24 protein-coding genes and 1 pseudogene are annotated in these 26,232 nt (G+C 40.7%); 15 read left to right on the top strand and 10 right to left on the bottom strand.

Going from position 1 to position 26,232, the window contains the following annotated elements; genetic code table 11:
- The first annotated feature begins 188 nt into the window (after positions 1-188).
- Positions 189-506 (top strand): ATP-dependent Clp protease adapter ClpS, encoded by a 318-nt coding sequence (clpS, locus tag C2M30_RS09415; protein WP_010560185.1) that lies wholly within the window; start codon positions 189-191, stop codon positions 504-506.
- A 23-nt stretch (positions 507-529) separates the two neighbouring features.
- On the top strand, positions 530-2,800 hold the full coding sequence (gene clpA, locus C2M30_RS09410) for an ATP-dependent Clp protease ATP-binding subunit ClpA (protein ID WP_105171453.1): 2,271 nt from the start codon (positions 530-532) through the stop codon (positions 2,798-2,800).
- Between the two features lie 65 nt (positions 2,801-2,865).
- Here clpA and infA read toward each other — a convergent pair whose 3' ends face one another.
- The 4 genes from infA to trxB form a co-directional block, all read right to left on the bottom strand.
- Positions 2,866-3,084, bottom strand: coding sequence for a translation initiation factor IF-1 (gene infA, locus C2M30_RS09405; protein WP_010560183.1), 219 nt, complete (start codon positions 3,082-3,084; stop codon positions 2,866-2,868).
- 97 nt (positions 3,085-3,181) lie between these two features.
- On the bottom strand, positions 3,182-3,886 hold the full coding sequence (locus C2M30_RS09400) for an arginyltransferase (RefSeq protein ID WP_105171452.1): 705 nt from the start codon (positions 3,884-3,886) through the stop codon (positions 3,182-3,184).
- Positions 3,879-4,598: a leucyl/phenylalanyl-tRNA--protein transferase gene (gene aat / locus C2M30_RS09395; protein ID WP_105171451.1), complete on the bottom strand. Its 720-nt coding sequence runs from the start codon at positions 4,596-4,598 to the stop codon at positions 3,879-3,881. Before aat ends, C2M30_RS09400 begins: the two co-directional genes overlap by 8 nt.
- 41 nt (positions 4,599-4,639) lie before the next feature.
- Complete coding sequence (gene trxB, locus C2M30_RS09390; protein ID WP_010560180.1) at positions 4,640-5,593, bottom strand: thioredoxin-disulfide reductase; 954 nt, start codon at positions 5,591-5,593, stop codon at positions 4,640-4,642.
- Between the two features lie 245 nt (positions 5,594-5,838).
- On the opposite strand from trxB, the gene pssA reads away from it, so the two are divergent.
- The gene (gene pssA, locus C2M30_RS09385) at positions 5,839-7,164 is read left to right on the top strand and encodes a CDP-diacylglycerol--serine O-phosphatidyltransferase (protein WP_105171652.1); all 1,326 of its coding nucleotides are present in this window, start codon (positions 5,839-5,841) and stop codon (positions 7,162-7,164) included.
- Between the two features lie 76 nt (positions 7,165-7,240).
- On the opposite strand, the gene ald is transcribed toward pssA, so the two are convergent.
- Positions 7,241-8,359 (bottom strand): alanine dehydrogenase, encoded by a 1,119-nt coding sequence (gene ald, locus C2M30_RS09380; protein WP_100913306.1) that lies wholly within the window; start codon positions 8,357-8,359, stop codon positions 7,241-7,243.
- 146 nt (positions 8,360-8,505) lie between these two features.
- Between ald and lrp the strand changes: the two genes are divergently transcribed.
- From lrp to C2M30_RS09325, 11 genes and pseudogenes are all read left to right on the top strand, one after another.
- The gene (lrp, locus tag C2M30_RS09375; RefSeq protein WP_010560177.1) at positions 8,506-8,973 is read left to right on the top strand and encodes a leucine-responsive transcriptional regulator Lrp; all 468 of its coding nucleotides are present in this window, start codon (positions 8,506-8,508) and stop codon (positions 8,971-8,973) included.
- 96 nt (positions 8,974-9,069) lie between these two features.
- Positions 9,070-11,676: a DNA translocase FtsK gene (locus C2M30_RS09370; protein ID WP_105171450.1), complete on the top strand. Its 2,607-nt coding sequence runs from the start codon at positions 9,070-9,072 to the stop codon at positions 11,674-11,676.
- 1 nt (position 11,677) lies between these two features.
- On the top strand, positions 11,678-12,343 hold the full coding sequence (gene lolA / locus C2M30_RS09365) for an outer membrane lipoprotein chaperone LolA (protein ID WP_158683362.1): 666 nt from the start codon (positions 11,678-11,680) through the stop codon (positions 12,341-12,343).
- Complete coding sequence (locus C2M30_RS09360; protein ID WP_105171448.1) at positions 12,336-13,679, top strand: replication-associated recombination protein A; 1,344 nt, start codon at positions 12,336-12,338, stop codon at positions 13,677-13,679. The genes lolA and C2M30_RS09360 overlap by 8 nt, the downstream gene beginning before the upstream one ends.
- Positions 13,666-14,052: a fluoride efflux transporter CrcB gene (crcB, locus tag C2M30_RS09355; RefSeq protein WP_010560173.1), complete on the top strand. Its 387-nt coding sequence runs from the start codon at positions 13,666-13,668 to the stop codon at positions 14,050-14,052. Before C2M30_RS09360 ends, crcB begins: the two co-directional genes overlap by 14 nt.
- A 6-nt stretch (positions 14,053-14,058) precedes the next feature.
- Positions 14,059-15,350, top strand: a pseudogene (gene serS / locus C2M30_RS09350) (serine--tRNA ligase).
- 244 nt (positions 15,351-15,594) lie between these two features.
- Positions 15,595-16,845, top strand: coding sequence for an efflux RND transporter periplasmic adaptor subunit (locus C2M30_RS09345; protein WP_105171447.1), 1,251 nt, complete (start codon positions 15,595-15,597; stop codon positions 16,843-16,845).
- A gap of 12 nt (positions 16,846-16,857) precedes the next feature.
- Positions 16,858-17,580 (top strand): ABC transporter ATP-binding protein, encoded by a 723-nt coding sequence (locus tag C2M30_RS09340; protein ID WP_105171446.1) that lies wholly within the window; start codon positions 16,858-16,860, stop codon positions 17,578-17,580.
- A gap of 3 nt (positions 17,581-17,583) precedes the next feature.
- The gene (locus C2M30_RS09335; protein ID WP_105171445.1) at positions 17,584-19,980 is read left to right on the top strand and encodes an ABC transporter permease; all 2,397 of its coding nucleotides are present in this window, start codon (positions 17,584-17,586) and stop codon (positions 19,978-19,980) included.
- A gap of 6 nt (positions 19,981-19,986) precedes the next feature.
- Positions 19,987-21,354 carry a sigma-54-dependent transcriptional regulator gene (locus tag C2M30_RS09330; RefSeq protein WP_105171444.1) on the top strand — a complete coding sequence of 456 codons (1,368 nt, stop codon included), beginning with the start codon at positions 19,987-19,989 and terminating at the stop codon, positions 21,352-21,354.
- Positions 21,341-22,624 carry a sensor histidine kinase gene (locus C2M30_RS09325; RefSeq protein ID WP_234004708.1) on the top strand — a complete coding sequence of 428 codons (1,284 nt, stop codon included), beginning with the start codon at positions 21,341-21,343 and terminating at the stop codon, positions 22,622-22,624. Before C2M30_RS09330 ends, C2M30_RS09325 begins: the two co-directional genes overlap by 14 nt.
- A 259-nt stretch (positions 22,625-22,883) precedes the next feature.
- On the opposite strand, the gene fur is transcribed toward C2M30_RS09325, so the two are convergent.
- From fur to C2M30_RS09300, 5 genes are all read right to left on the bottom strand, one after another.
- The gene (gene fur, locus C2M30_RS09320; protein ID WP_010560166.1) at positions 22,884-23,327 is read right to left on the bottom strand and encodes a ferric iron uptake transcriptional regulator; all 444 of its coding nucleotides are present in this window, start codon (positions 23,325-23,327) and stop codon (positions 22,884-22,886) included.
- A gap of 96 nt (positions 23,328-23,423) precedes the next feature.
- On the bottom strand, positions 23,424-23,951 hold the full coding sequence (gene fldA, locus C2M30_RS09315; RefSeq protein WP_010560165.1) for a flavodoxin FldA: 528 nt from the start codon (positions 23,949-23,951) through the stop codon (positions 23,424-23,426).
- 6 nt (positions 23,952-23,957) lie between these two features.
- Entirely contained in the window at positions 23,958-24,236 is a 279-nt protein-coding gene (gene ybfE / locus C2M30_RS09310) for a LexA regulated protein (RefSeq protein ID WP_010560164.1), read from the bottom strand.
- On the bottom strand, positions 24,236-24,457 hold the full coding sequence (locus tag C2M30_RS09305) for a DUF2788 domain-containing protein (protein WP_010560163.1): 222 nt from the start codon (positions 24,455-24,457) through the stop codon (positions 24,236-24,238). The genes ybfE and C2M30_RS09305 overlap by 1 nt, the downstream gene beginning before the upstream one ends.
- Positions 24,458-24,800: 343 nt before the next feature.
- Positions 24,801-25,571, bottom strand: coding sequence for an alpha/beta fold hydrolase (locus C2M30_RS09300; protein ID WP_105171443.1), 771 nt, complete (start codon positions 25,569-25,571; stop codon positions 24,801-24,803).
- Between the two features lie 132 nt (positions 25,572-25,703).
- Between C2M30_RS09300 and seqA the strand changes: the two genes are divergently transcribed.
- Entirely contained in the window at positions 25,704-26,231 is a 528-nt protein-coding gene (seqA, locus tag C2M30_RS09295; protein ID WP_010560161.1) for a replication initiation negative regulator SeqA, read from the top strand.
- Position 26,232: the final 1 nt, after the last annotated feature.

Below are 26,232 nucleotides of genomic sequence, written 5' to 3'. Positions count from 1 at the left end.
AAACGAACCAGTGCTGCGGATTACACAAGCTTTTGTTCGTAAATTGCTTAGTAAATAATCACATATTGACTGTAGTTTAATTGACCAAACAGTCAAGTTTTTTTTAATTGTTTTTAACAATTTAAATAATTTTTTAATTTTTAAGACTCAAAGTTGCTTGAGTTTACAAGAGATGACTATATTAAATTATGAGTGGGACACAATTTTCAGATTTAGTAGATAGCCAAAAGGAAAAACAGCGACAAAGTATTAAGCCGCCGCGCAAGTATAAAGTCATTTTAAATAATGACGATTACACGCCAATGGACTTTGTTGTTGAGGTTTTAGCACGTTTTTTTAATATGGATTCAGACAGGGCGACTGAAATTATGTTAAAGGTCCATTATGACGGCAAGGCTGTCTGTGGCGTTTACAGTGCGGAAGTCGCTGAAACCAAGGTAGCGCAAGTGAACCAATACGCGCGTGATAATGAACATCCACTGTTATGTAGTTTTGAGCCCGAATAAAGAAGTATTTAGAGGAGTTTATTATGCTTAATAAAGACTTAGAAATTACCTTAAACTCCGCATTCAGAGAAGCGCGTAGTCGCAGGCATGAATTTATGACTGTGGAGCACTTACTGTTAGCGCTATTAGATAACCCATCGGCAATTGATGCGTTGTCGAGCTGTGGCACCGATTTACAATCACTTAAAATCGCGTTGTCAGATTTTATCGATGAAACCACACCAATAATCCCCGACTTAGAAGAAGAGCGCGAAACACAGCCAACGCTTGGTTTTCAACGCGTATTGCAACGCGCTGTATTTCATGTGCAGTCGTCGGGTAAAAGTGAAGTGAACGGTGCTAATGTACTTGTTGCAATTTTTAGCGAGCAAGAAAGCCAAGCTGTTTATTTACTTAAAAAATGCGACATTACTCGCCTCGATATCGTTAATTATATTTCACACGGTATTTCGCGTTTAGACGAGGAAGAAAGTCACCACCCAAGTGAAGAAGAGCAAGAGATTGAAAACAGTGCCGAGCAGGGCGCAGATGAGAAATCTAAGCTAGAAAACTTTACCACAAACCTTAATACGCAAGCAGAGCTTGGTTTAATCGACCCGCTGATTGGGCGCGACAGTGAAATTGAGCGCACGATTCAGGTGTTATGCCGTCGTAAAAAGAACAATCCATTGCTTGTGGGTGAGGCGGGCGTTGGTAAAACGGCTATCGCAGAAGGTCTTGCTTATCGTATCGTTAACGAGCAAGTGCCAGAAGTTATTTCAGATGCGACAGTATTTTCACTCGATATGGGCGCGTTGCTTGCTGGTACAAAATACCGCGGCGATTTTGAAAAACGTTTTAAGGCGTTGCTAAAACAACTTCAGCAACACAAAAACGCAATTTTGTTTATTGATGAAATCCACACAATTATTGGCGCGGGTGCAGCCTCTGGTGGTGTGATGGATGCATCAAACCTAATCAAACCGTTACTATCAAGCGGTAAGCTTCGTTGTATGGGTTCGACCACGTACAACGAATTTAAAAATATTTTTGAAAAAGACCGCGCTTTAGTACGTCGTTTCCAAAAAATCGATATTGTTGAGCCGTCAGTTGCCGACACTACTAAGATTTTAATGGGCTTAAAAGAACGTTATGAAGAGCACCATGGCATTCGCTATACGCAAACAGCACTGAAAGCTGCTGCTGAGCTATCGGCTAAGTATATCAATGAACGTCACTTACCAGATAAAGCGATAGACGTAATTGATGAAGCGGGTGCAAGTCAGCGTTTGTTACCCGCATCGCGTCGTAAGAAAACAGTAACGGTATCGGATATTGAACACATTATTGCGAAAATCGCGCGCATTCCAGAGCAAAATGTATCAAACTCAGATAAGCAAGTTCTGCAATTACTTGATCGTAATCTGAAAATGGTGGTGTTCGGTCAAGATGATGCCATTGATGCACTTAGTGCAGCAATTCGATTATCGCGTTCAGGTCTGTCTAGCGAAGATAAACCGATTGGTTCGTTCTTGTTTGCAGGGCCAACGGGTGTGGGTAAAACCGAGATCACCAAGCAACTTGCAAAATGTTTAGGCGTTGAACTTGTGCGTTTTGATATGTCTGAATACATGGAAAAACATGCGGTAAGTCGCTTAATTGGTGCACCTCCTGGTTATGTGGGTTATGAACAAGGTGGCTTATTAACCGATGCAGTGATTAAACAGCCTCATTGCGTGGTATTACTCGATGAAATCGAAAAAGCGCATCCTGATATTTACAATGTATTATTACAAGTAATGGATCACGGCACGCTCACGGATAACAACGGCCGCAAGGCAGATTTCAGAAACGTTGTACTTGTGATGACGACGAATGCGGGTGTGCAAGAAACAATTCGTAAATCAATTGGCTTTAAGCAACAAGATCACAGTCACGATGCGATGAGTGAGATTAATAAAACGTTTACGCCTGAATTTAGAAACCGCTTAGATAACACGATTTGGTTTAATCACTTAGATGAAAAAGTGATCTTGCAAGTGGTTGATAAGTTCATTGTTGAGCTGGAATCGCAACTCGATGCTAAATCAGTGTCACTGGAAGTGACCGAGCCTGCACGTAAATGGCTTGCAAAAGAAGGCTACGATAAAGCGATGGGCGCTCGTCCAATGGCTCGCCTGATCCAAGAAAAGCTGAAAAAACCATTAGCCAATGAAATTCTATTTGGTGAACTCAGTGATGGTGGTAACGTAAAAGTAAGCATGAAAGATAAGCAGCTCACCTTTAGTTACGAAAATGAAAGCGTTGAAGCATAAACAAAACGTCAATAAAAAAGCCCGCAATTAGCGGGCTTTTTTTTATATTCGATACTACTTAAAAATTAGCGAGCACGGAATACAATGCGACCTTTCGAAAGGTCATATGGCGTTAACTCAACCGTAACCTTGTCGCCTGTTAAAATACGAATATAGTTTTTGCGCATTTTACCAGAAATGTGTGCAACAACCACGTGACCGTTTTCTAATTCAACGCGGAACATAGTGTTAGGGAGTGTGTCAAGGACAGTGCCTTGCATTTCAATTACGTCTTCTTTCGCCATATTGAGCGTATAACCTCAGTTGTATTCTTTAAAGCTGCAGATTTTGCCGAAAACCCATGCATATGTAAAGCTATGATTGGCATTTACAGTCATCTTTTTACAATTCCAGATGCCAAACATTATTATTGAGCTTTTGGTAAGGTTTAAATTTAGTTTTGTAATTCATTTTGCGACATTCATCGATTTGGTAACCCAAATACAAATATTGCTTGTTGATGCTATTAGCAAATTCGATTTGTTTCAAAATCATCATGGTGCCAAGACTGTAATCTTCAAAATCAGGGTCGAAGAAAGTGTAAATAGCAGAAAGCGCATTACTTAATGTGTCTGTGACCGCAACTGCAATCAAGGTGTTGTTGTGCCAAAGTTCAAGGTAGTTAATTGGTAACCAACTACAGGTCAAAAAGCTTTCGTATTGTTCAACAGATGGTGGAAACATAGCACCATCTTGGTGTCTTAGCGTGATGTATTTTTCGTACAGTGTGTAATAAATATCTTTGCTGACACTACTTACTTTAAGTTCGAACTGCTTACTTTTATTAATGATGCGCTTTTGTGATTTACTTGGTGAAAACTGTGGCACATCAAGACGGATAGCTTCACAGGCAGCACAGTTAGCACAATGTGGACGATAAATCTGGTCGCTAGAACGACGAAAACCAAGTGCAAGAAGGTGTTCAAAACGCTGTTGGGTATAAAAATCGTGGTCTAGCACCACCAGTAAGCGCTCTTGCTCTTTATCGATATAACTGCATGGGAATTGTTGGCTTATCCCCAATTTTACCGGCATATGCTCAGTCATAAATATCCGTCAATTGTGCCTTATTCCACATAGTGTGGTGAATTGGTTGATCATCTCTTACAGTAAGTTTAGCCAAAAATTCTTCACGTGTAATGCAAGTAGCACCTAATGACGATAAATGCGGGTTTTCGATTTGGCAATCAATCAAGTTAATATTATGGTTTCGCAAGTGATTATGTAGTGCCCAAAATGCTAGTTTTGAACAGTTACTTTCAAAATGAAACATCGACTCACCACAAAACACATAGTTAACCATAATGCCATACAGTCCACCAACCAAAGTGTTGTCTTGATTATACACTTCGATACTATGCGCATATCCTTGATTGTGAAGTGCGATATACGCTGCCTTCATATCATCGGTTATCCACGTACCTTCAAGTTGTTCTCGCTGCTTAATACAATTATTTATAACACCACAAAAATCAGTATTAACGGTAATGGTGTACTTAGCTTGGCGAGCTAGTTTACGCAAACTGCGGCTGATGTTGATGTCGCCGATATTTAATACCGCTCTGCTGCTTGGACACCACCACATAATTGGCTCACCTTGATTAAACCAAGGAAAAATACCATTTTGATAGGCGGTTATTAATCGTGGCGTTGATAAGTCGCCACCAATTGCAAGCAAACCATCAGGCTCGGATAAAGCAAGATCTGCGGGAGGAAATTGAGTTGATAATGAATCGAGTAGTGTAAGTTGTGCTGTCATAAAAAAGGCTGCGTTAGTTGCAGCCTTCAGTTTAGCGAATTTTACTTGAGATTGTCTAGGTAGCGCTCGGCATCAAGTGCTGCCATACAACCTGTACCCGCTGAGGTAATTGCTTGGCGATAAATGTGGTCGCTTACGTCACCTGCTGCAAATACACCCTTAACACTGGTTTGAGTTGCATTGCCGTTTAAGCCCGACTCAACAACTAGGTAGCCGTCTTTCATTTCAAGCTGGCCTTCAAACATACCTGTATTTGGCGAGTGACCGATAGCAATAAATACACCCGCAACGTCAAGCTCATTAGTGCTTTCGTCTGTGGTTGATTTAGTACGAAGACCTGTTACACCCATATCGTCACCAAGTACTTCATCAAGCGTTTGGTTAAGGTGCAGGGTAATGTTACCGTTCTCAACTTTATCCATTAAACGATCGGTTAAGATCTTTTCACTGCGGAAAGTGTCACGACGGTGTACTAAATGTACTTCAGACGCGATGTTAGATAGGTAAAGTGCTTCTTCAACAGCTGTGTTACCGCCACCTACAACCGCTACTTTTTGATTGCGGTAGAAGAAACCGTCACATGTTGCACATGCCGAAACGCCACGGCCTTTGAATGCTTCTTCTGAATCTAAGCCTAAGTAACGAGCAGACGCACCTGTTGCAATAATAAGTGCATCACATGTATACGTGCCTGAATCGCCTGTTAGGGTGAATGGACGGTTATTTACATCAACAGTGTGAATGTGATCAAAAATGATCTCAGTCTCAAAACGTTCAGCGTGCTCTTTCATACGTTCCATAAGAGCAGGGCCGGTTAACCCGTGCGCATCACCAGGCCAGTTTTCAACTTCAGTTGTCGTTGTTAGCTGACCACCTTGTTGCATACCTGTGATTAATACAGGGTTTAAGTTTGCTCGTGCTGCGTATACTGCAGCTGTGTAACCTGCAGGGCCTGAGCCTAAAATAAGTAATTTACTGTGTTTGCTTGCGCTCATCGCATTTCCTAATTAATACTGCTTTTGCTAATTAATGCGGTTGATTCTATTAAAAACAAGGCAGATGTAAATTATTTTACGGAATTTGATATTACCAACTTGGCGTAAGCGTCAATTTAACGTAACACCCGTCGTAAATTTAGCCACTTAGCAAATCTTTCTCTCAAAAATTGTGCGTTTAATCTAATAATTTGTTATGTTGACGCTTTTATACAAAACTGATGCTATAGGATAACAGCGTGCGTTTGGATTTTTGGCAAAAAGAGCCAAGTTTTAAACTTGATAGCGAGCAAATATCAATATTGCTTGATGCGTCGTCTTATCGAGCAAAATTATTATCGTTAATTAAAAATGCTAAACAGCGCATTGTTATTACCGCGCTCTATTTACAGGATGATGAAGCGGGCCGTGAAATTTTAGAGGCACTTCATCAAGCGTCAAATGCGAACCCTGAACTACGCGTCGACATTTTGGTTGATTATCACCGTGCCCAGCGCGGCTTAATTGGTGAAGCCCAAAGTGAAGGTAATGCGGCACTATACTTAAAACTGCAACAAGCCCATCAAAATCGTGTGCGTGTTTTTGGTGTTCCTGTAAAAGGTAAAGAAGTATTTGGTGTGTTGCACCTAAAAGGTATGGTGATTGATGATACCGTGCTTTACAGCGGCGCGAGCTTAAACAATGTTTATTTACAATATGAACAGCGTTATCGCCTTGACCGTTATTTCACAATTGCTAATCAAGCACTAGCAGACTCCTTCACACAGTTTGTTGATGACTACCTGATTGCGTCAAGTGCGGTAATTCGTCTTGATGTACGTCCGATTAAAAAATTAGCAGAGTGCAAATCTGACCATAAAGCCCTGATGAAGTCGCTAAAACGTGCGAAGTATCCGTATGTTACATCGTCAGACGAAGGCTCAATTGATAGCTTTTTATTTTTAGGTTTTGGTCGTCGCGGCAATATGCTTAACCGAGCGATTAAAAATCTGTTTGAACTCGGTGAAAAAGAGTTGGTTCTTTATACCCCTTACTTTAATTTTCCGGCGCCACTATTGCGTGTACTTAGAAAGAAATTAAAGCAAGGGCTAAAAGTGACTATTGTTGTGGGTGATAAAACCGCGAACGATTTTTATATTTCGCCCGATAAGCCGTTTAGTAAAATTGGTGCGTTGCCGTATTTGTACGAAACCATATTGGCTAAGTTTTTAAAACTTAATGATAAGTTTGTGCAAGATGGCCTTTTAAATGTGCATCTTTGGCGTCATGACAGCAACTCATTTCACTTAAAGGGGATTAGTGTCGATAACCGTTATCAAATGATGACAGGGCACAACTTAAACCCTCGAGCGTGGGGTTTAGATATCGAAAACGGTATTTTATTTGATGACAGCCAAGGTTTATTAACTGACGTACTTGAGCAAGAAAAGCAACAAATATTAACGCATTGTACTAAGTTAAACAGCTACAAAGAGCTGCAAACAATGCATGATTACCCAGAACCGGTTGCTAAACTTTTAGGGCAAGCGAAGCGTGTTAAAGTTGATTTTATTATTAAGCGCTTTATTTAATTAATAATGTTTGAAACTAAAAAACACACATAAAAAAAGCAGCTTTCGCTGCTTTTTTTTATGCTTTGCAGAATGATTAGCTATTTAAAGCATCTGCTGGCGCTACGTATTCCATGTTGAAGCCTTCAGCAACTTCTTTACATGTTACTTTGCCTTTAAATACATTTAAGCCATTCATGAAGTGTGAGTCTTCAAGTAATGCAGCTTTGTAGCCTTTGTTAGCAAGCTTAATAATGTACGGTAGTGTTGCATTGTTAAGTGCAAACGTTGACGTACGAGGAACTGCACCTGGCATGTTTGCAACACAGTAGTGAACAACGTCATCAACAATATAAGTTGGCTCTGCGTGCGTTGTTGCTTTAGAAGTTTCAATACAACCACCTTGGTCGATTGCAACGTCAACAATAGCTGCGCCTGGCTTCATACGTTTGATGTGATCTGCTGTTACTAGTTTTGGTGCTGCAGCACCTGGAATAAGTACGCCACCAATTACAAGATCAGCTTCTAGTACGTGCTTTTCTAATGCATCAGCAGTTGAATAAACAGCTTTAACGCGGTTACCGAATTGTGCATCAATACGACGTAAAACATCAACGTTACGATCAAGAACAACAACATCAGCGCCCATGCCAACCGCCATTTGTGCTGCGTTGTTACCAACCATACCTGCACCAATAACAACAACTTTTGCTGGCTCAACACCTGGCACACCACCAAGTAGCATACCGCGACCTGCATTTGATTTCTCAAGTGCTTGTGCGCCTGCTTGAATTGACATACGGCCCGCTACTTCAGACATAGGCGCAAGAAGTGGTAAACCACCGCGTGCGTCTGTTACTGTTTCGTAAGCGATACAGATAGACTTAGACTTAATTAGGTCTTCAGTTTGTGGAAGATCTGGTGCTAAGTGTAAGTAAGTGAATAGAATTTGGTCTTCGCGTAGCATTGCACGCTCAACTGCTTGAGGCTCTTTCACTTTAACAATCATGTCTGCTTTAGCGAAAACTTCTTCAGCAGTATTTAGAATTTCAGCACCTGCGGCTTCATAATCTTCGTTTGTAAAACCAATGCCAATACCCGCATTCGTTTCTACAAACACACTGTGACCGTGGTTGATTAACTCACGAACACTTGCCGGAACCATACCTACACGATATTCGTGGTTTTTAATCTCTTTAGGTACACCGATAATCATAAATTCACCTTACTTTGAACTGTGGTAATAGATAATACTATTTTATCTAGCTTTAATTAGTCGATGTAACTTTATTTAATTGAAATGTTGGTTAATAAAACCATATAATCAAAAAACAAAGAGTAATATTCTAATTTGGTTAGCTAGTGTTAGATCGCATTGATAAAAAGATAATAGTCGAATTACAAAAAGATGGCAGAATTTCGAATGTGGAACTTGCGCGCCGTATAGGTTTAAGTGCAACACCTTGTTTGGAACGGGTAAAAAAACTCGAGAGGGAAGGGTATATAAAAGGCTATAAAGCCATTATCGACCCAAAAAAAGTAGGCGCAGCATTATTAGTTTACGTTGAAATTACGCTTACAAAAACCTCACCTGATGTATTTGAAGAATTCAGTAGCGCAGTAAAAACCCATGATGAGATTTTAGAATGTCATCTTGTTTCTGGTAACTTTGACTTTCTATTAAAAACCCGTGTAGCAGATATGTCTGCGTATCGTGACTTATTAGGTGATATATTACTGCGTTTACCGGCAGTATCAGAAAGTCGTACTTATGTTGTCATGGAAGAAGTGAAAAGTGATGATGTTTCGCTTCTAAAAGTAGCACCATAGTAATAGAATAAGCACACTACATACTATTTGTATCTTAGAAAGTGTTATTTGCGCTGATGTAGTCGGAAGTAAAGAATAATAAAAAGGGGAGTTGTAATGCGCCTTAATGGTGTTCAAAGATTATTAGAAGCAGGCCTTATTTTAACGACTGCATTTGCAGCGTTTGTGTTAGTTGCTTTATTAACATTTGACCCAATCGATCCGTCTTGGTCTCAAACGGGTGACTATATCAAAGTAAAAAACATGACAGGTACAGCAGGGGCGTGGACTGCCGATTTACTGTACTTTAGTTTTGGTTGGTTGGCGTTACTTGTTCCCGTTATTATTCAAGTCATCGGTTATTTACTGTTTAAAAAAACACACCAAGTATTTAAGTTAGACTACCTCACTTTGTCATTACGCGTTGTTGGTTTGGTGCTGTTTGTCGTGTCATCAACGGCAATTAGCAGCATTAATTTTGATGACTTCTATGAGTTTTCTTCTGGTGGTGTGATTGGCGATGTGTTTGCCAACGCCATGTTACCTACCTTTAACTTTACTGGCACAAGTATCATTTTACTGTGTTTTTTCTTTTCAAGCTTAACCTTGCTAACAGGGGTTTCTTGGGTACAGTTTGTCGACCAAATTGGCCGTTTTGCGATGCATGCTTTTCTATGGTTAAAAGCGTTACCACAGCGATTAGCTGAACGAAAAGTAGCGAATAACGCACCGATTAAAACCGTAACTAATGAGTCGGTTACTCAAGCACCAAAACAAGTAACTTATCATGTTGACGAATTACCAGAGCAAGAAGTAAGCGCTGAGCCACAAGAGCCGACAATCGATATTCAGCCTGAAACCACAATCGAACCAACTTTTGGTGATGATATTGCAAATACTGACATTGAAACACCAAAACAGCCTGAGTCAAACAGCAAAGGCGAAATGCACCCGGCACTACAAGAATTCGACGAGATAATTAGTGATGATTTAAGTTTTTCAGCGCTTGACGATATTCCGTTTGATGACGATAAACAAACGAATGCGCCAAAGGCTGTTTCGGAAGATTTTTTAAGCACGCTAGAACCACAATCAGATGCAGAGTCTACGTTGGCACCCGTTGTGCAGCCAAGCGAAAATCAAACCCCAACAGAACCAGTGCGTAAATCTACTTATGTTAAGCCAAAAACAGCCAAAGAGCAGTTTGAAGACTTACTTGAGGCGACACCGCCGGCAACACCAATGCCAACGTTAGATTTGCTCGATAGACCGGATAAAAAAGAAAACCCAATTACACAAGAAGAGCTGGATGCGGTTTCTCGCTTAGTTGAAACCAAGTTATTAGATTTTGGTGTGCAAGCGCAGGTAGTAGGAGTTTACCCAGGCCCTGTCGTTACACGTTTTGAGCTGGACTTAGCACCGGGTATTAAAGTCGCGAAAATTAGTGGTCTCGCGAAAGATTTAGCGCGTTCACTTTCAGCAGTAAGCGTACGTGTTGTGGAAGTGATCCCTGGCAAAACCTATGTTGGCTTAGAACTTCCAAATCAGCACCGTGAAATTGTGCGCCTCTCTGAAGTTATTGGTGCGAAAAAATTTGCTAACAACCCATCTGACTTAGCAATGGTGTTAGGTAAAGACATTGCAGGCGTACCTGTAGTTGCTGACCTTGCAAAAATGCCACACCTTCTAGTTGCTGGTACCACAGGCTCGGGTAAATCTGTGGGTGTAAACGTGATGATTTTATCGTTACTGTTTAAGTCGACTCCTGATGATGTTCGCATGATCATGATTGACCCGAAAATGCTTGAATTATCGGTTTATGAAGGCATTCCACACCTGTTGTGTGAAGTTGTAACAGATATGAAAGAAGCAGCTAATGCGCTGCGTTGGTGTGTTGGTGAAATGGAACGCCGATACAAACTCATGTCTGCATTGGGTGTACGTAACTTAAAGGGCTACAACCAAAAAGTGTTAGATGCCATTGAAGCAGGCGACCCAATTAAAGACCCGCTTTGGAAAGATACTGACGGTATGGAAACACAAGCGCCTGATTTGGGCAAGTTACCAGCCATCGTTGTGGTTATTGATGAATTTGCCGACATGATGATGATTGTTGGTAAAAAAGTTGAAGAGCTCATTGCCCGTATTGCTCAAAAAGCACGTGCTGCGGGTATTCATTTAGTGCTAGCAACTCAGCGTCCGTCAGTAGATGTAATTACGGGTTTGATTAAAGCGAACATTCCCACGCGTATGGCATTCCAAGTATCAAGTAAAATTGACTCGCGCACGATCTTAGATCAGCAAGGCGCAGAGCATTTATTAGGCATGGGTGACATGCTTTACTTACCGCCAGGTACTAGCGTACCAATTCGTGTGCATGGCGCATTTGTTGATGACCACGAAGTTCACGCGGTGGTAAATGATTGGAAAGCGCGCGGTAAACCAAATTATGTCGACGAGATATTGAACGGAGAAGCCGTTGAAGATGTCTTACTTCCAGGTGAGACTGCCGAAAGCGACGAAGAAAGCGATCCGCTTTACGATGAAGCGGTTGCGTTTGTAATTGAAAGTCGTCGCGCGTCTGTATCGAGTGTTCAGCGTAAATTGCGGGTTGGTTACAACCGTGCAGCACGCTTAGTCGAGCAGATGGAAATGTCCGGTATCGTATCAGCGCCGGGGCATAATGGCACTCGTGAAGTAATTGTTCCGAATAATGCAGGATAATATGACAAAAAAAATCACATTAATTGTTGCGAGCGTATTAGCGATCAGCACGGTAAGTGTAACAGCCGTGCGCGCGCAAACAGAAACAGCGCAACACCTTGTAGACAGCAAAGCGCAAAGTGAATTAAAAACGCGTTTAACGCAGCTAAACAACTTACAAGCAGATTTTTCTCAAACCGTAATCGACAATACCGGTAGCGAAATTATGCAAGGTACGGGTTTATTAAAAATTAAACGCCCAGAAAAGCTTTATTGGAAGCAAACATCACCAGATGAAACGGTGCTGGTTTCTGATGGCACTAAAACTTTTTATTACGATGAGTTTGCGGAACAAGTCACTATTTTAGATAGCAAAAAACTAATCGATAATACGCCGTTTGCGTTGTTAACATCAGCGGATGAAAGCTTATGGCAAAATTATGCAGTAACGCATTCAGATAATGCGTTTGTGATTACACCGACCAAACAAGGTCAAAGCCAAGTAGAGCGCTTAGAGCTTAAATTTGATGCAGATGCATTACGCTCAATGACAGTGTTTGATAACACAGGTCAAACTTCCGTTTATGTGTTCTCAAAACAGCAAGTTAATCAAACCATTGATGATGCGTATTTTCAATTCACCATTCCAGCTGACGTATTAGTGGACGATCAAAGTCAAGGTGAGTAATTTAAGCTTTTCATTTGCCCCAGAAATTAGGCCGCTTGCAGCACGCATGCGGCCAACTAATTTAAGCCAATACATAGGGCAAAAACATCTGCTTAGTGAAGGTTCGCCACTGTATAACGCTATTTTAGCCGGTCGTTGCCATAGTTTAATTTTATGGGGACCGCCTGGCGTTGGTAAAACAACGTTAGCTGAAGTCATCGCCCATCATGCAGATGCAAACGTGATCCGCTTATCAGCAGTTACCTCAGGTGTGAAAGAAATACGAGAAAGCGTTGCATCGGCAAAAGATCATTTAGCAATGCAAGGGCAGCGTACACTGTTATTTATTGACGAAGTGCACCGCTTTAACAAGTCGCAGCAAGATGCGTTTTTACCCCATATCGAAGATGGTACTTTTATCTTTATTGGTGCAACAACGGAGAATCCCTCGTTTTCACTGAATAATGCAATTTTATCGCGTGCACGCGTGTATCAATTAAAAGCGCTTGAACAGCAGGACTTAATGCAAGCCATACACAGTGCGCTTAATAACGATGAGCAGCTACAGCAAAAACATATTGAAATTGATAATGCTGCAATTGAAAAGCTAGCACTTGCAGGAGATGGCGATGCTAGACGCACGCTTAATTTACTTGAGCAAGCTATTGATATGGCCGATCAACAAAATGATAAACTGATTGTGAGCGAAAATGTGTTGGCGAATGTTCTGCCTGCACATATTGCAAAATACGATAAAGGCGGCGATTTATTTTACGATCTTATTTCAGCGTTTCATAAGTCAGTTCGCGGCTCTAGTCCCGATGGTGCGCTTTATTGGCTTTGCCGTATTTTAGCAGGTGGCGGTGACCCGCTTTACGTTGGTAGACGATTATTAGCGATTGCTACCGAAGATATCGGCAATGCCGATCCTCGTGCGATGCAAGTCGCACTTAATGCTTGGGATATTTATCATCGTGTAGGGCCTGCAGAAGGTGAAAGGGCGCTCGCCCAAGCCGCGATATATTTAGCCAGCGCACCAAAGAGTAACGCAGTTTACACAGCGTTTAAGCAAGCAAAACACGATATTGCCAATGAGCCAAGTTTTGAAGTGCCGCATCATCTGCGTAATGCACCAACCAATTTAATGAAAGACCTTGGGTATGGAGCAGAGTATCGCTATGCCCATGACGAACCAGGTGCTTATGCTGCAGGTGAGAAATATCTGCCGGAAGAAATCGCAGATAGAAAATACTATCAACCAACAGAGCGCGGTCTTGAGCAAAAGATAAAAGCAAAGCTCGATTATTTAACCGAGCAAGACAATTTAGCCACTAGGAAACGTTATGACAGGGATTAAGCTCTATTTTTACGTTGCTCTTGGTGGTGCAACAGGTGCGTGTCTTCGTTATTTTATTAGTGAATCAATGATAAAACTTTTGGGAAAGGGATTCCCTTTTGCTACCCTGACAGTTAATATTCTCGGTTCATTAATGTTAGGCGTTTTATACGGCCTACTAGAAAAAGAATTAATTGTTGTTAACCCCACCAAATCACTTATCGGAATTGGCTTTTTAGGGGCGTTAACAACGTTTTCAACCTTCTCGATAGATACGCTATTGCTGTTACAGCAAGGGCACTGGTTGAAAGCAACACTCAATGTATTTTTAAATGTAATTGGTTGTGTTTTTGTTGCCTATTTAGGTATGCAGCTAGCAATGCAAAAAGGTTAAAAAAGAATGTTAGACCCACGATTTTTACGTCAGGATATCGAAGAAGCCGCAGAGCGCCTAAAAGGCCGAGGTTTTGAATTAAACGTAGCAGAAATTCAAGCGCTTGAAGAAAAGCGTAAAGCGCTACAAGTTAAAACACAAGAATTACAAAATGAGCGTAACACACGCTCCAAAGCAATTGGTCAAGCAAAAGCCAAAGGTGAAGACATTGCACCTCTATTGGCGCTGTAGGTTCATTAGGTGATGAGCTGGATTCTGCTAAAAAAGAACAAGACGAAATCCTTGCTGAATTAAATGCCATTGCTGCAACCATCCCTAACTTACCAGATAGCGAAGTACCATTTGGTAACGACGAAGACGATAACGTTGAAGTGGTTAAATGGGGCGAGCCAAAGCAATATGACTTTGAAGTAAAAGATCACGTTGATTTAGGTGAAGGTTTATCAAAAGGCTTAGATTTTGAAGCGGGTGTTAAACTTTCAGGCGCACGCTTTACTGTAATGCGCGGTAAAGTAGCACGTATGCACCGTGCCCTTGTGCAATTTATGCTTGATACGCACACAGACACAAACGGTTACACCGAAATGTATGTACCGTATTTAGTAAACAAAGACAGTTTATACGGCACAGGTCAGTTACCTAAGTTCGCAGAAGATTTATTCCACACAGAAGCAATCAGCGAGCACAATGAAGGGTTTAGCCTAATTCCAACCGCAGAAGTACCATTAACTAACCTTGGCCGCGATGTTATTTTTGATGAAGCTGAATTACCATTAAAAATGACTGCACATACACCGTGTTTCCGCAGTGAAGCAGGTAGTTATGGCCGTGACACGCGTGGTCTTATTCGTCAGCACCAGTTCGACAAAGTTGAATTAGTACAGCTAGTGAAGCCTGAAGACTCAATGCAAGCGTTAGAAGATCTGACTAACCACGCCGAAGGTATTTTACAGGCACTTGAACTACCGTACCGTAAAGTAATTTTATGTACTGGTGATATGGGCTTTGGCGCAAGCAAAACATACGACTTAGAAGTATGGCTTCCGGCGCAAGACACCTACCGTGAAATTTCAAGCTGCTCAAATATGCAAGATTTCCAAGCACGCCGTATGCAAGCACGTTTTCGTCGTCAAGGTGAGAAAAAGCCTGAGTTACTGCACACACTAAATGGTTCTGGTTTAGCTGTGGGTCGTACACTTGTAGCGATTCTAGAGAACTACCAGCAAGCAGATGGCTCGGTAGTTGTACCAGAAGTACTTCGTCCATACATGGGTGGCCTAGAAGTTATTACTGCATAATAGTTAATAATATTAAAAACCGGCGATATGCCGGTTTTTTTATGCCTGTTAAATAGCCTGTCTATCACGTAGATAAATAGTGTTTCGCTATCGACACACATTAAAGTTAGAAACTGTATCGAAAGTGGCACAGTTATCTGGATTCATTCTAATGTGAAATTCATAAGTGATTGAAAAACATATAAAATTATCTTGGCCTGATAATTGTAATTAACCATGTAATGCAATTATTGGATTATGCTGTATGGACATAAAAATAGAGAAAAAATCAAATAAGCTTAAAAGACCATTAGCTTACGCAATTTTTGCGTGTCTGTTAATAAGCGCTGTTATGTTTATTCGTCATTATACCCAAGGTGCGTCAAACTTAGTTAAACGAGACGAAATCTTGGTCGCAAAAGTTAAACAGGGCGATTTTGCGATAGACGTAAAAGGGCTAGGCAGTCTAGCACTTGAAAAACGCCATTTGATAACGACTAATGCAGGTGGAAAAGTTGTTGAAGTGTTGGTAAAGCCGGGCGAATATGTTGAGCGAGGCGACATTATAGCGCGCTTAGACAACCCGCAAATCAAAGAGACACTCATTCAAAAAAATAGCCTTTTACTTAAAATGGTTGCGCAACATAAAGCGGAGTTGGCACAGCAAAAAGCATATCTTCAAGAAGCTGAAACCGCCTACCATGATGCCGACCTTGCGCACAAAGCCAATACAATGGAGTGGCAAGCGCAGGCAACCTTAATCGCACAGGGCAATAGCACCATTTCGAAACTTGAACATCAGCGCAGCGAATTCACAGTAAAGCGCAGTTTAAAGCAACTTGCGTTACAAAAAGCGAAAGTGGCGACGCAAAAAGAAATACTCACCGCAAAACAAAACGCGCAACAAGCAGAGCAGCAAAGCCTAAAATCAGAAATCAATTTGCTTAGCCAACATATTTCACAGTTAGATGTGAAATCGCCAATTACTGGCCAAATCCAAGATGTGTTTGTTGAGCTAGGCACGCAGCTGGCAAGTACTGGCTCAGTTGCCGAAGTTGCAGATCAAACCAAACTAATTGCCAAAATAAATGTAGCAGAACTTGATGCACCCAACGTTAAAGTAGGCCAGCAGGCTACAATTGATACCTATACGTCTCGCTTAGATGCACAAGTTACTCGCGTATCGCCAAAAGTGAACAACGGCCATGTTGAAGTTGAGCTTTCATTAATTGATGCAATTCCGTCAGAAGCGCGCGATAAACTCAATATTGAAGGCATTATTAACACTAGCTTTAAAACTCACACACTATTTGTTGCGCTACCGCGTAACGCCATTGCCGAAAGCACAAACAATGTATTTGTGTTGGAAAAGCATCTTGCAACCAAACAAGCGGTAACATTTGGTAAACGCTCCGTGAATTATATTGAGGTTGTAGCAGGGCTAACAATCGACCAAGAAATTATTATTTCAGATATGGAAAAATACACCAACGACACGCAAGTGCTTGTACGCTAGAAGGGAATTACAATGAACCCAGTTATTACTTTAAAAAACATAGAAAAATTATTCAAAACCGAAGAAATTGCAACGCAAGCACTTAATGGCATTAATCTAGTGGTTAATCCTGGGGAGTTTGTGGCTATAACAGGGCCTTCTGGTTGCGGTAAGTCGACGTTACTTTCTGTGTTAGGGCTGATTGATGAGCCAACAGCAGGCGACTACAGCATTAGCGGCAAACAAGCGGTTAATTTAAGTTCTGATCAACGCGCGCATATTCGCGCTAATCATATTGGATTTATCTTCCAAGCATTTAACCTTATAAGTGACTTAAATGTACTCGAAAATGTGATGTTGCCACTGACCTATATCGGTGGCTACTCTGAACAAGAAATGATAGAAAAAGCGCGTAAGGCGTTGATGTTAGTTGACCTTGAAAACCGCATTAATCACTTTCCTTCACAGTTATCAGGGGGGCAACAGCAGCGTGTTGCGGTCGCTCGCGCGCTCATCAATGAGCCTGACTTAATCTTAGCGGATGAACCAACTGGTAACTTAGATTCGAAAAACGCGCAACAAGTATTGCAGTTACTAAAAGATTTACACCTGTCAGGTAAAACAATTTGTATGGTAACCCACGATGCAGAGTCAACGCACTATGCCAGTCGTACGTTGAACATGTTAGACGGCGCAATTGTGCGCGATAAACAGAAAACCTCTGATACTAACCCTTCAGTGGCGTTAGAGGTATAAGCTATGGGGCTGTTATTAGACTTTCGCTACGCACTACGCAATATCGTTAAATCACTGCGTTTTTCACTGTTAATGATCTTTATTATGGTAGGGAGTTTAACCATTTCATTGATAGGGTTTAATTTTATTCATACCATCGCGTTTTCGCACTCAAGTTTTAATCACAACAAAGAAGACATTCGCATCTTAAAGGTATGGAATTCGTTAACATCGCAACGAGAATTTACGTATTCGATGTTAGATGGCTTTAAACAGCTTGATGAGGTCAATTCACTTGAAAGCTGGATCACCATTAAGCGCAGCAGTTTATGGTTGAGTACGCAACATTATGGCAAGCATTATCGAGCGTCTTATGTTGACCCGTCATTTTTTAAGTTTTTGGGACAAGAGCCGGTAATTGGGCGAGGCTTTACGAACGTCGATTACAGTAATAATGCGCTTGATGTGGTAGTGATTTCACATATCGTGTGGCAGCAACTATTTCAGGGCGATAGCGCTATTCTTGGTAAACAGTTAAACGTGGCAGGCAAGCCGCATACTATTGTTGGTGTAATGGAAAAGCGTAATCATTTTCCGATTTTTTCAAAGATTTGGCTGCCGCTAAAGCAGGCGAATATGAAGCCTGATGATGGTATCGATATTCTTTATAAGTTGCCAAATGCCGAATTCGAACGCACCTTCGAAACGCAAATCGCTCATTATTTTTACAATGCAATCAAAGACCAGGTAAGTGACAGTGATAAACAAACCGGGCAGGGTGTGCGTATTGAATCACTGACTTTGGTTGAGCTCAATACCGACGGTGAAGCCGTATTTGTATTTGGTTTGTTTGTGTTTGGTATTGTGATTGTGCTGTTTATTTCAGGGGTGAATATTGGCAACTTACTGTTTGCGAAAATTATGGAAAAGCAAAAGGAGTCTGCTATTCGCGCTGCAATCGGTGCAACACAAAAGCGTGTGATCCAGCAGCATGTTACAGAAGGTCTAATATATTGCATCGTGAGTTGGGTATTCGCCTTGATCTTTACATCGTTAGGACTGGAAATACTGAATTTTTACATGAATGTAATGTTTGGTGGAAAAATGCCGTATTGGTGGTATTGGCATTTAAATGGGCAAACAGTTTTAGTCTCGCTGTTACTATTAGCCATTATTTTTACATTTGCCGTGTTACTGCCAGCATATAAATCGGCAAAGTTTAACATTAGCAATGTACTGCGCGATGGTACACGAGGCGCAACGGGTAAAGAAACCACACTAATGTCACGCCGCTTATTGTGCGTACAAGTATCATTGGTGAGTTTTTTGCTAATGATTGCAAGTACTGTTGGCTATGTGATGTATTCAATTGCAACGAATATTGATGGCGAGCTCAGTAAAGGCGTTTACTCGGTTTATCTGGATTTTGATAATAATGATGAGCTAACCAACGACGAACAATTAACGCTAATAAATACATTAGCGGCGGGGCTTTCAAAGCAAGGCAATATTATTGACGCGGTAGTGTTTGATTCGCATATCCATGCTGACGTACTGTACCCAAATGGGGATATCTATAATGAGAAGTTTATCAGTATTAGTGCAGAGTCACATTTGTTTGCCCGAGAGTTGTTAACTGGGCGAAATTTCAATAGCAATGACAACAGTGAATCAAAACCAGTAGTAATCATTAGTGAATCACTTGCTAACGCTTTGTTTGGTAATCAAAATGTGATCGGGTCTCAGCTAATGTTGCAAGACGCGATGTGGCCAAGTGTTGAAATTATCGGCGTTGCAAAAGATGTAATCAGCGGAGTATCAGGTGACTCGCGCCATGAGCTTTACTTTAGTTTACGCCAAACCCATTTTATGGATGACAGTGTAAACATTCGATTATTGACCAATAACACGGCTAATGAGGCGTTGGAGGACTTCTATCGCGTTAAGATGCAATTATCTCATGATTTAACCATGTATTACATGTTCGACCATTACGATAACCACACATCTATGATTAATTCATTTGCAGCAATTATTTATGTATTTTTGCTGGTAGGTGGTTTCGCTCTAACGCTATCGTTAATCGGTATTTATGCGATGGGTATTAGTAATATCAATAAATCCCGTTATGAGATAGGTATTCGCCGCGCGATTGGGGCTAAAGATAGTCAAATTATGCGGTTATTTATTAAAAAGAACATTACGCATATTTTGTACGGTATTGGTACATCGTTGTTAGTGTTTGGCGTTCTATGTTATCTTGCAGAAAGCTTTTTAAGAGGAAATGTGCCAATTAACATTATGTTAGAGGCGGGTGCATTGACTGTAGTTGTGGTACTTGCAGCGGTTTGTCTCGCACTATACGTACCAGTAAGGCACGTTATTAAACAGCAGCCTGCAACAAGTTTAAGAATGGATTAAGGTTTCTTGAAAACAATTTTAGTTGTCGACGACTCGCTTGATATTCAAGCGAGTCTTAAGTTCTTTTTAGAAGACGAAGGGTATCTTTGTCACGGTGTGCTTTCACCGGATACAGCGCTTGATTATGTTGCAAAAAACAGTGTCGATTTAGTGCTGCTCGATATGAACTTTAGCCAAAATACTACCAGTGGCGCGGAGGGTTTAACAGCAATTGACGCGCTGAAAGAACTAGACCCGCTGTTGCCAGTGATTGTTATGACGGGTTGGGCAACGCTTGATTTAGCCGTTAAAGCGTTAACCACGGGGGCTGCAGATTTTATCGAAAAACCGTGGCAAGATGAACGTTTAGCCCATGCAATTAAACTTCAATTAAACGCACGTCGCGATAAGCAAGACTTAGCGCGATTAACCCAAGAAAAACAACGCTCAATTGCACACCAATCCGCATTACACGCATATAGCACACAAAAGCAGCAAGTTTTGAGTCAACTCGAAAACTTAGCAAAAAGCGATATGAATATACTGCTAACGGGTGAAAATGGCACCGGCAAAAGCTATTACGCGAAGTATATTCATCAGCATTCTTATCGCTCAAAGGCAAGCTTTATCGCACTCAATATGGGGGCGCTCAGTGATGAGTTGTTTAACTCTGAAGTGTTTGGCCATAAAAAAGGGGCGTTTACTGGCGCAAGCCAAGATCGTTTAGGAGCGTTTACCTTAGCTGAAGATGGCACCTTGTTTTTAGATGAAATCGCTAATTTATCCGCGCAATCACAAGCAAAGTTATTACATGTGCTTGAAGAGCGAAAATACACAGCCCTTGGTAGCAGCAAGGTGTTAGAGAATAAAGCGCGTATTATTTCTGCAACCAATGCGGATTTATCTGAAGCAATTGCAAACGAGTTGTTTCGCCAAGATCTATATTACCGTTTAAATACAGTTGAAATTGAAATCCCCCCGTTAAGATCGTGTAAAGACGATATTTTACCGCTAGCAAACCAGTTTTTAACATCATTTTGTAAGCAATATGATAAGCCTGCTTTGTCACTAGCACAGTGCGCTAAACAGGCACTGCTTAACTATGGTTTTCCGGGTAATGTTAGGGAACTGAAACATATTATTGAGCGCGTTATATTTATGGCGAATGGACAGCAAATAACTGCTCAAGATTTAATGTTAAGTGCTACAACAAGCAATAATAAACCAAATGTACAACACGCAGTTGATATGACGCTCAGTATCGATGAAGTCATAGAACAAGCGTTATTATCGCGGCTCGAACACTTTAATGGCAACGCATCAAAAGCGGCCAAAAGTTTAGGAATGTCGCGCAGTGCTTGGTACCGCAAAATGTCTAAGTATGATGCGGTTTAACGCATTTTCAGGGCGCTGGCTGACAAGCCTGCTGTTATTGATACTCGTCAATGGCTTACTGATCACTCATGATTACCCGTTAGCGCTTATTTTATTAGTAAATCTCACCTCAGCATTATGGTTTTTAATCGAGACCTATCGCGATGCGATAGCTAAACGCAATACCATTAATTTAATCGATACGTTATTGATTTCATTGCGCCAAGGTGAGTATGCAATTAGAGCAAACGAGGCACAAGATAGCGCGCTAAGCTCTACTGTTGAACACTTAAATGCCCTTGCAACTAAAATGCAAAAAGACAAGCGGTTAGTAACCGAGCAGCAAGATTTGCTAGCGCAGATTATCGAGAAGGTTGATTTTGCATTGTTGGTGTTTAACGAACACAGCTGTATATTCAGAAATCAATACGCGGCGCAAACATTCGATGCAAGTGAACAAAGTAATATGTGGGCTTGGTACAAGGCGTTACTAGCCAATCAACAACAAGGAAAAGTGGCCTTAACAATTAATGGCAAACAGCATGCATTTTTAATCGAGCAATCGCACTGTCGTATCGGTGAACAAAATTACGTTTTGTTGGTATTAAAGCAATTGGATTCTATTTTATATCAACAAGAAAAAGACGCGCTTAAAAAGTTTGTTCGTATTCTAAGTCACGAGATTAATAATACACTGGCGCCAATAGGCACAGTCGCGCGCAGCCTAAATAAACGGCTCGCAAATGACATTGACAAGGATAGTTTTGCAACGGGTTTAACGCTAATTAATGAACGAGCGAATTATTTAAAGTCGTTTATGGATAACTATGTGTCACTGGCAAAATTACCAGCGGCTCACAAAAACATTGAAAGCTGTGACACGTTATGCGAGCAGTTAACGGCAATTTACCCAGACATCAAAATTCAATATGAGCAAAGCGTGTTTGGCTTTTTCGATATAAGTCAGATAAAACAAGTGCTCTGTCATTTAATTAATAATGCATGTGAAGCATCTAGTCCATCACCACATGTGTTTTTAAAGCTTAGCGCAAACGATACAGACATTATATTTGATGTAATCGATACTGGACCTGGCTTTTCTAATTTGGAAGACGCCGGCACTGCGTTTTATACAACAAAAAGCGGGGGTAATGGTATTGGTTTAATGTTGTCACGCGTAATTATTGAAAATCATGGTTCGGTACTTAAACTTCAAAACCACACAGAGGGTGGGGCGTGGGTGCAATTTGCATTAGAACGGGTTATTAACAATACCAATTCATTTAAGTAGCTGAGCATCTTAGCGCGCTAAATATCATGCGAACTGCATTAGAATTTATCAATGTTCAGCAACTACATAAGAAAAATTTCGCCTAGTTTGAATTTCACTAAACCTGAGCTCTCCCTGCTCACGTATTTAACGGAATTGATATAATTAGCGGTCAATTGATAAAAGAAAGTGCCTGTTGGTTGCTAACAAGCATTATAAAAACAACATAATACAAACAAAAAAAGCGCCAATTGGCGCTTTTAAATCATCGACTTAACAATTAGCTGTTATCGTCTGCATATTTTTTACATGCTTCTTTATCTTCACATTCACCGTAAAGATAAAGCGAGTGGTTTGTTAGCTTGATGCCGTTGTCTTTAGCAATCTCTTCTTGACGCGTTTCAATCACGTCGTCTTCGAATTCAACTACTTTACCGCACTTTAAGCATACCAAGTGATCATGGTGTGTGCTGCCAGCTAGTTCAAATACTGATTTGCCGCCTTCAAAGTGGTGACGGGTAACAATACCGGCATCATCAAATTGGTTAAGAACACGGTAAACAGTGGCAAGACCAATTTCTTCGCCTTTATCTAATAAGATTTTATAAACATCTTCAGCGCTGATATGTTGATTATCTGGCGACTGTAAAATCTCCAAGATTTTGATTCGCGGCAGTGTTACTTTTAAACCTGCTTTTTTTAGCTCTAAATTGTGATCAGTCATCAACTTGGTCTCGTTTTTCTATTGTTTTGTCTATATTTGCACGACGTTTTAGTAAGGCTATACTAGATATAGCCTAATGTAAACGCAGGTTTAACTTTAATCTTCTAATTCTGCCAAGCACATTTCATCATACACTTGAGCACACCAATCTTTGATGCGCTTTTCTGTTAGTTCAGGCTGACGGTCTTCATCAATACCTAAACCAACAAAGTGGTTGTCATCAACTAATGCTTTTGACGCTTCAAATTCATAACCTTCAGTCGACCAATGGCCAACAACAATAGCGCCACGTTCAGTAACGATATCGTTAATCATGCCCATAGCGTCAAGGAAGTACTCGGCATAATCTTCTTGGTCGCCGCAGCCAAAAATAGCAACTAGCTTACCGTCGAAGCTAATTTCTTCCAATTCAGGGAAGAAATCATCCCAATCGCATTGCGCTTCGCCGTAATACCAAGTTGGGATACCGAATAAAATTAAATCAAATTCAGCAATGTCTTCTTTTGAGCTTTTAGCGATGTCATGAACATCCACCATTTTCTTACCTAGCTCTTTTTGAATTAGCTTGGCGACGTGCTCTGTATTACCTGTATCACTACCAAAAAAAATGCCTACGCTTGCCATAGTTTATTACCTTTTTGTCGCTAATTTCTCTTGTAATATAATTTCTATTAATGCGCTTCGACTCACGTTCTGCTCTTCAGCCATATCATTTAATGCTTGATATAGCTCTGAAGACACCTTGAATTCGACGCGTTTTAAACCACGTGCTTTATCACGTTTAAGCTGATTACGCTTATTGATTTTAAGCTGTAATTCTCGTGGTAAGGGGTTGGTTTTTGGGCGGCCCGGTCGCTTATCGTGTTCAAATAAATCTCGGGTCGTTCTGTCAGATTCCGCTTTGGCCATTATCCAACTCCAGCACCTTGCCAAAATACCTGAATAAGCCCTTTCGCTATAAACCCAGAACAGCCTAAAAACAGCACTAACCAAACGACGTAACGCCCAAATTTAGGAACGTCACCTTTTTTTAAAACGTCTTGGATTGCCATACCGATTAAAAAGAATATTCCGGCTAAGCCGAAATAGAGTCCAAGTATATCAATACCATCTAATAATTTATCTAACATTATTATTCTGTATCTGCGCGAAAACGGCCGCAACTATAGCATAGTAAGCCGTTAAATACATTATCAAAGATCAAAAATAGTACCACTTTAAAAAGTGTGGTTTTTGAGGCGAACAAAATCACAAATAAGTAAATCCACTAGGGGTGTTTTCGGTTTGTATTTAAAGCATTTTAGTGTGCTTTGTAAATTTCGTGTACGTTTGTAACATCAATTATAAAAGCGTGAATTTAGTTAACATAATAAATACATAATTTACTAAATGTATAAAACACGGATGGGAAAAGAACCTAACTAATCGTTTGCATGTTAAACACAGCTAGGCTCTTGATAAAAACAAAACTATTTAATCTGCACTTAGAAACTGAGCTATTGCCAAATTCACTTGGCTTGGTTTTTCAGCATGTAGCCAGTGACCTGCACCTGCGATGATCTTGGCTTTTGCATTTGGGAAAAGCGCTGCAATGTCACCGCGATGGGCTTCTAAAATGTAGTCTGAGTTAGCACCTTTTATAAATAAGGTTGGCTTTTTAAAGGCATCACCTTGCGGCTTATCTAAAATATTATTGTACGATGCAATTAGTTGAGGCAAATTAAAGCGCCATGCAAACCCGCTATCTGTTTTTGCAAGGCTCTTTAATAAAAATTGCCTTACACCAGCTTCTTGAATGTACTCTGCCAATTGTTTATCGGCGTCGCTGCGGTTAGTGATTGCCTGTAAATCAACATTATTTAATCCATTAAATACTTGTTGATGACGAGGTGAATATTTAGTTGGTGCGATATCGAGTACAACCAACTTTTCGACACGGTTACTATTCGTTAACGCCATTTGCATTGCGACTTTACCACCCATAGAGTGACCAATCACAATTGCACGAGAAATAGTTAACTCATCTAATAGTTTAAAAACATCATCTGCCATCGCGGTGTATGTCATTTCGCTATTGTGAAATGATTGTCCGTGATTACGTAAATCAATATTGATTACACAATTGTGTTCGCTCAGAGGTTTGGCGATTACATTTAGGTTTTCTTTTGAACCAAATAGTCCATGAATAATGACAATTGGGAGCGCGTCGGTTTTCTCACCTAGCTGAGTGTAATTTAATTGCATAGGGGTCGCTAAGCTAATGTAAAAGCTGCATTGTGCCGAGTGAAACTTGAAAAAGCAAACATAGAGAAATGAATTTAAACTGGGTATACTATGCGGGATTTTTGCTAAATTCGTCTAACAATTAGGATAACCATGAAAAAAATCGAAATCGACGACGAGTTATATCAGTATATAGCAAGTAATACGCAGAGTATTGGTGAAAGTGCATCGCAAATATTGCGCCGTTTGTTACAGCTGGATACGGAACTCCCAGAAAAGGCAGTAACAGAAACGCAAGAAGAGGCGCCTGAAGCCGCTCAACCAGAACAAAAAGAACATAAATGCGACAACGTATTTAATATTCTTAATAAAGAAGAGTTGGCAATGCAAAAAGGCGTGGTTGGCCGCTTTTTGTTTATTCTTTCTGCGCTACATCGTACACATAAAGGCATTTTTAATCGTGTACTGGATATTAAAGGACGCGACCGCATTTATTTTGCAACCAATAAAGAAGATTTAATTGCATCGGGTAGCAGTACTAACCCAAAAAATATTATGGATAGTGGCTATTGGGTTATGACGAACTCAAACACGACACGTAAAAAAATGATGGTTCACGAAGTTGCCATATCATTAGGCTACAGTGAAGAAGAAGCCGAAAAGCTACGCGATTACTTATAAA

The organism is Pseudoalteromonas sp. T1lg24 (assembly GCF_002964745.1).
Classification (GTDB): domain Bacteria; phylum Pseudomonadota; class Gammaproteobacteria; order Enterobacterales; family Alteromonadaceae; genus Pseudoalteromonas; species Pseudoalteromonas spongiae.
The sequence above is the reverse complement of the archived record's forward strand: the minus strand, read 5'-3'. Positions and strand labels throughout refer to the sequence as shown.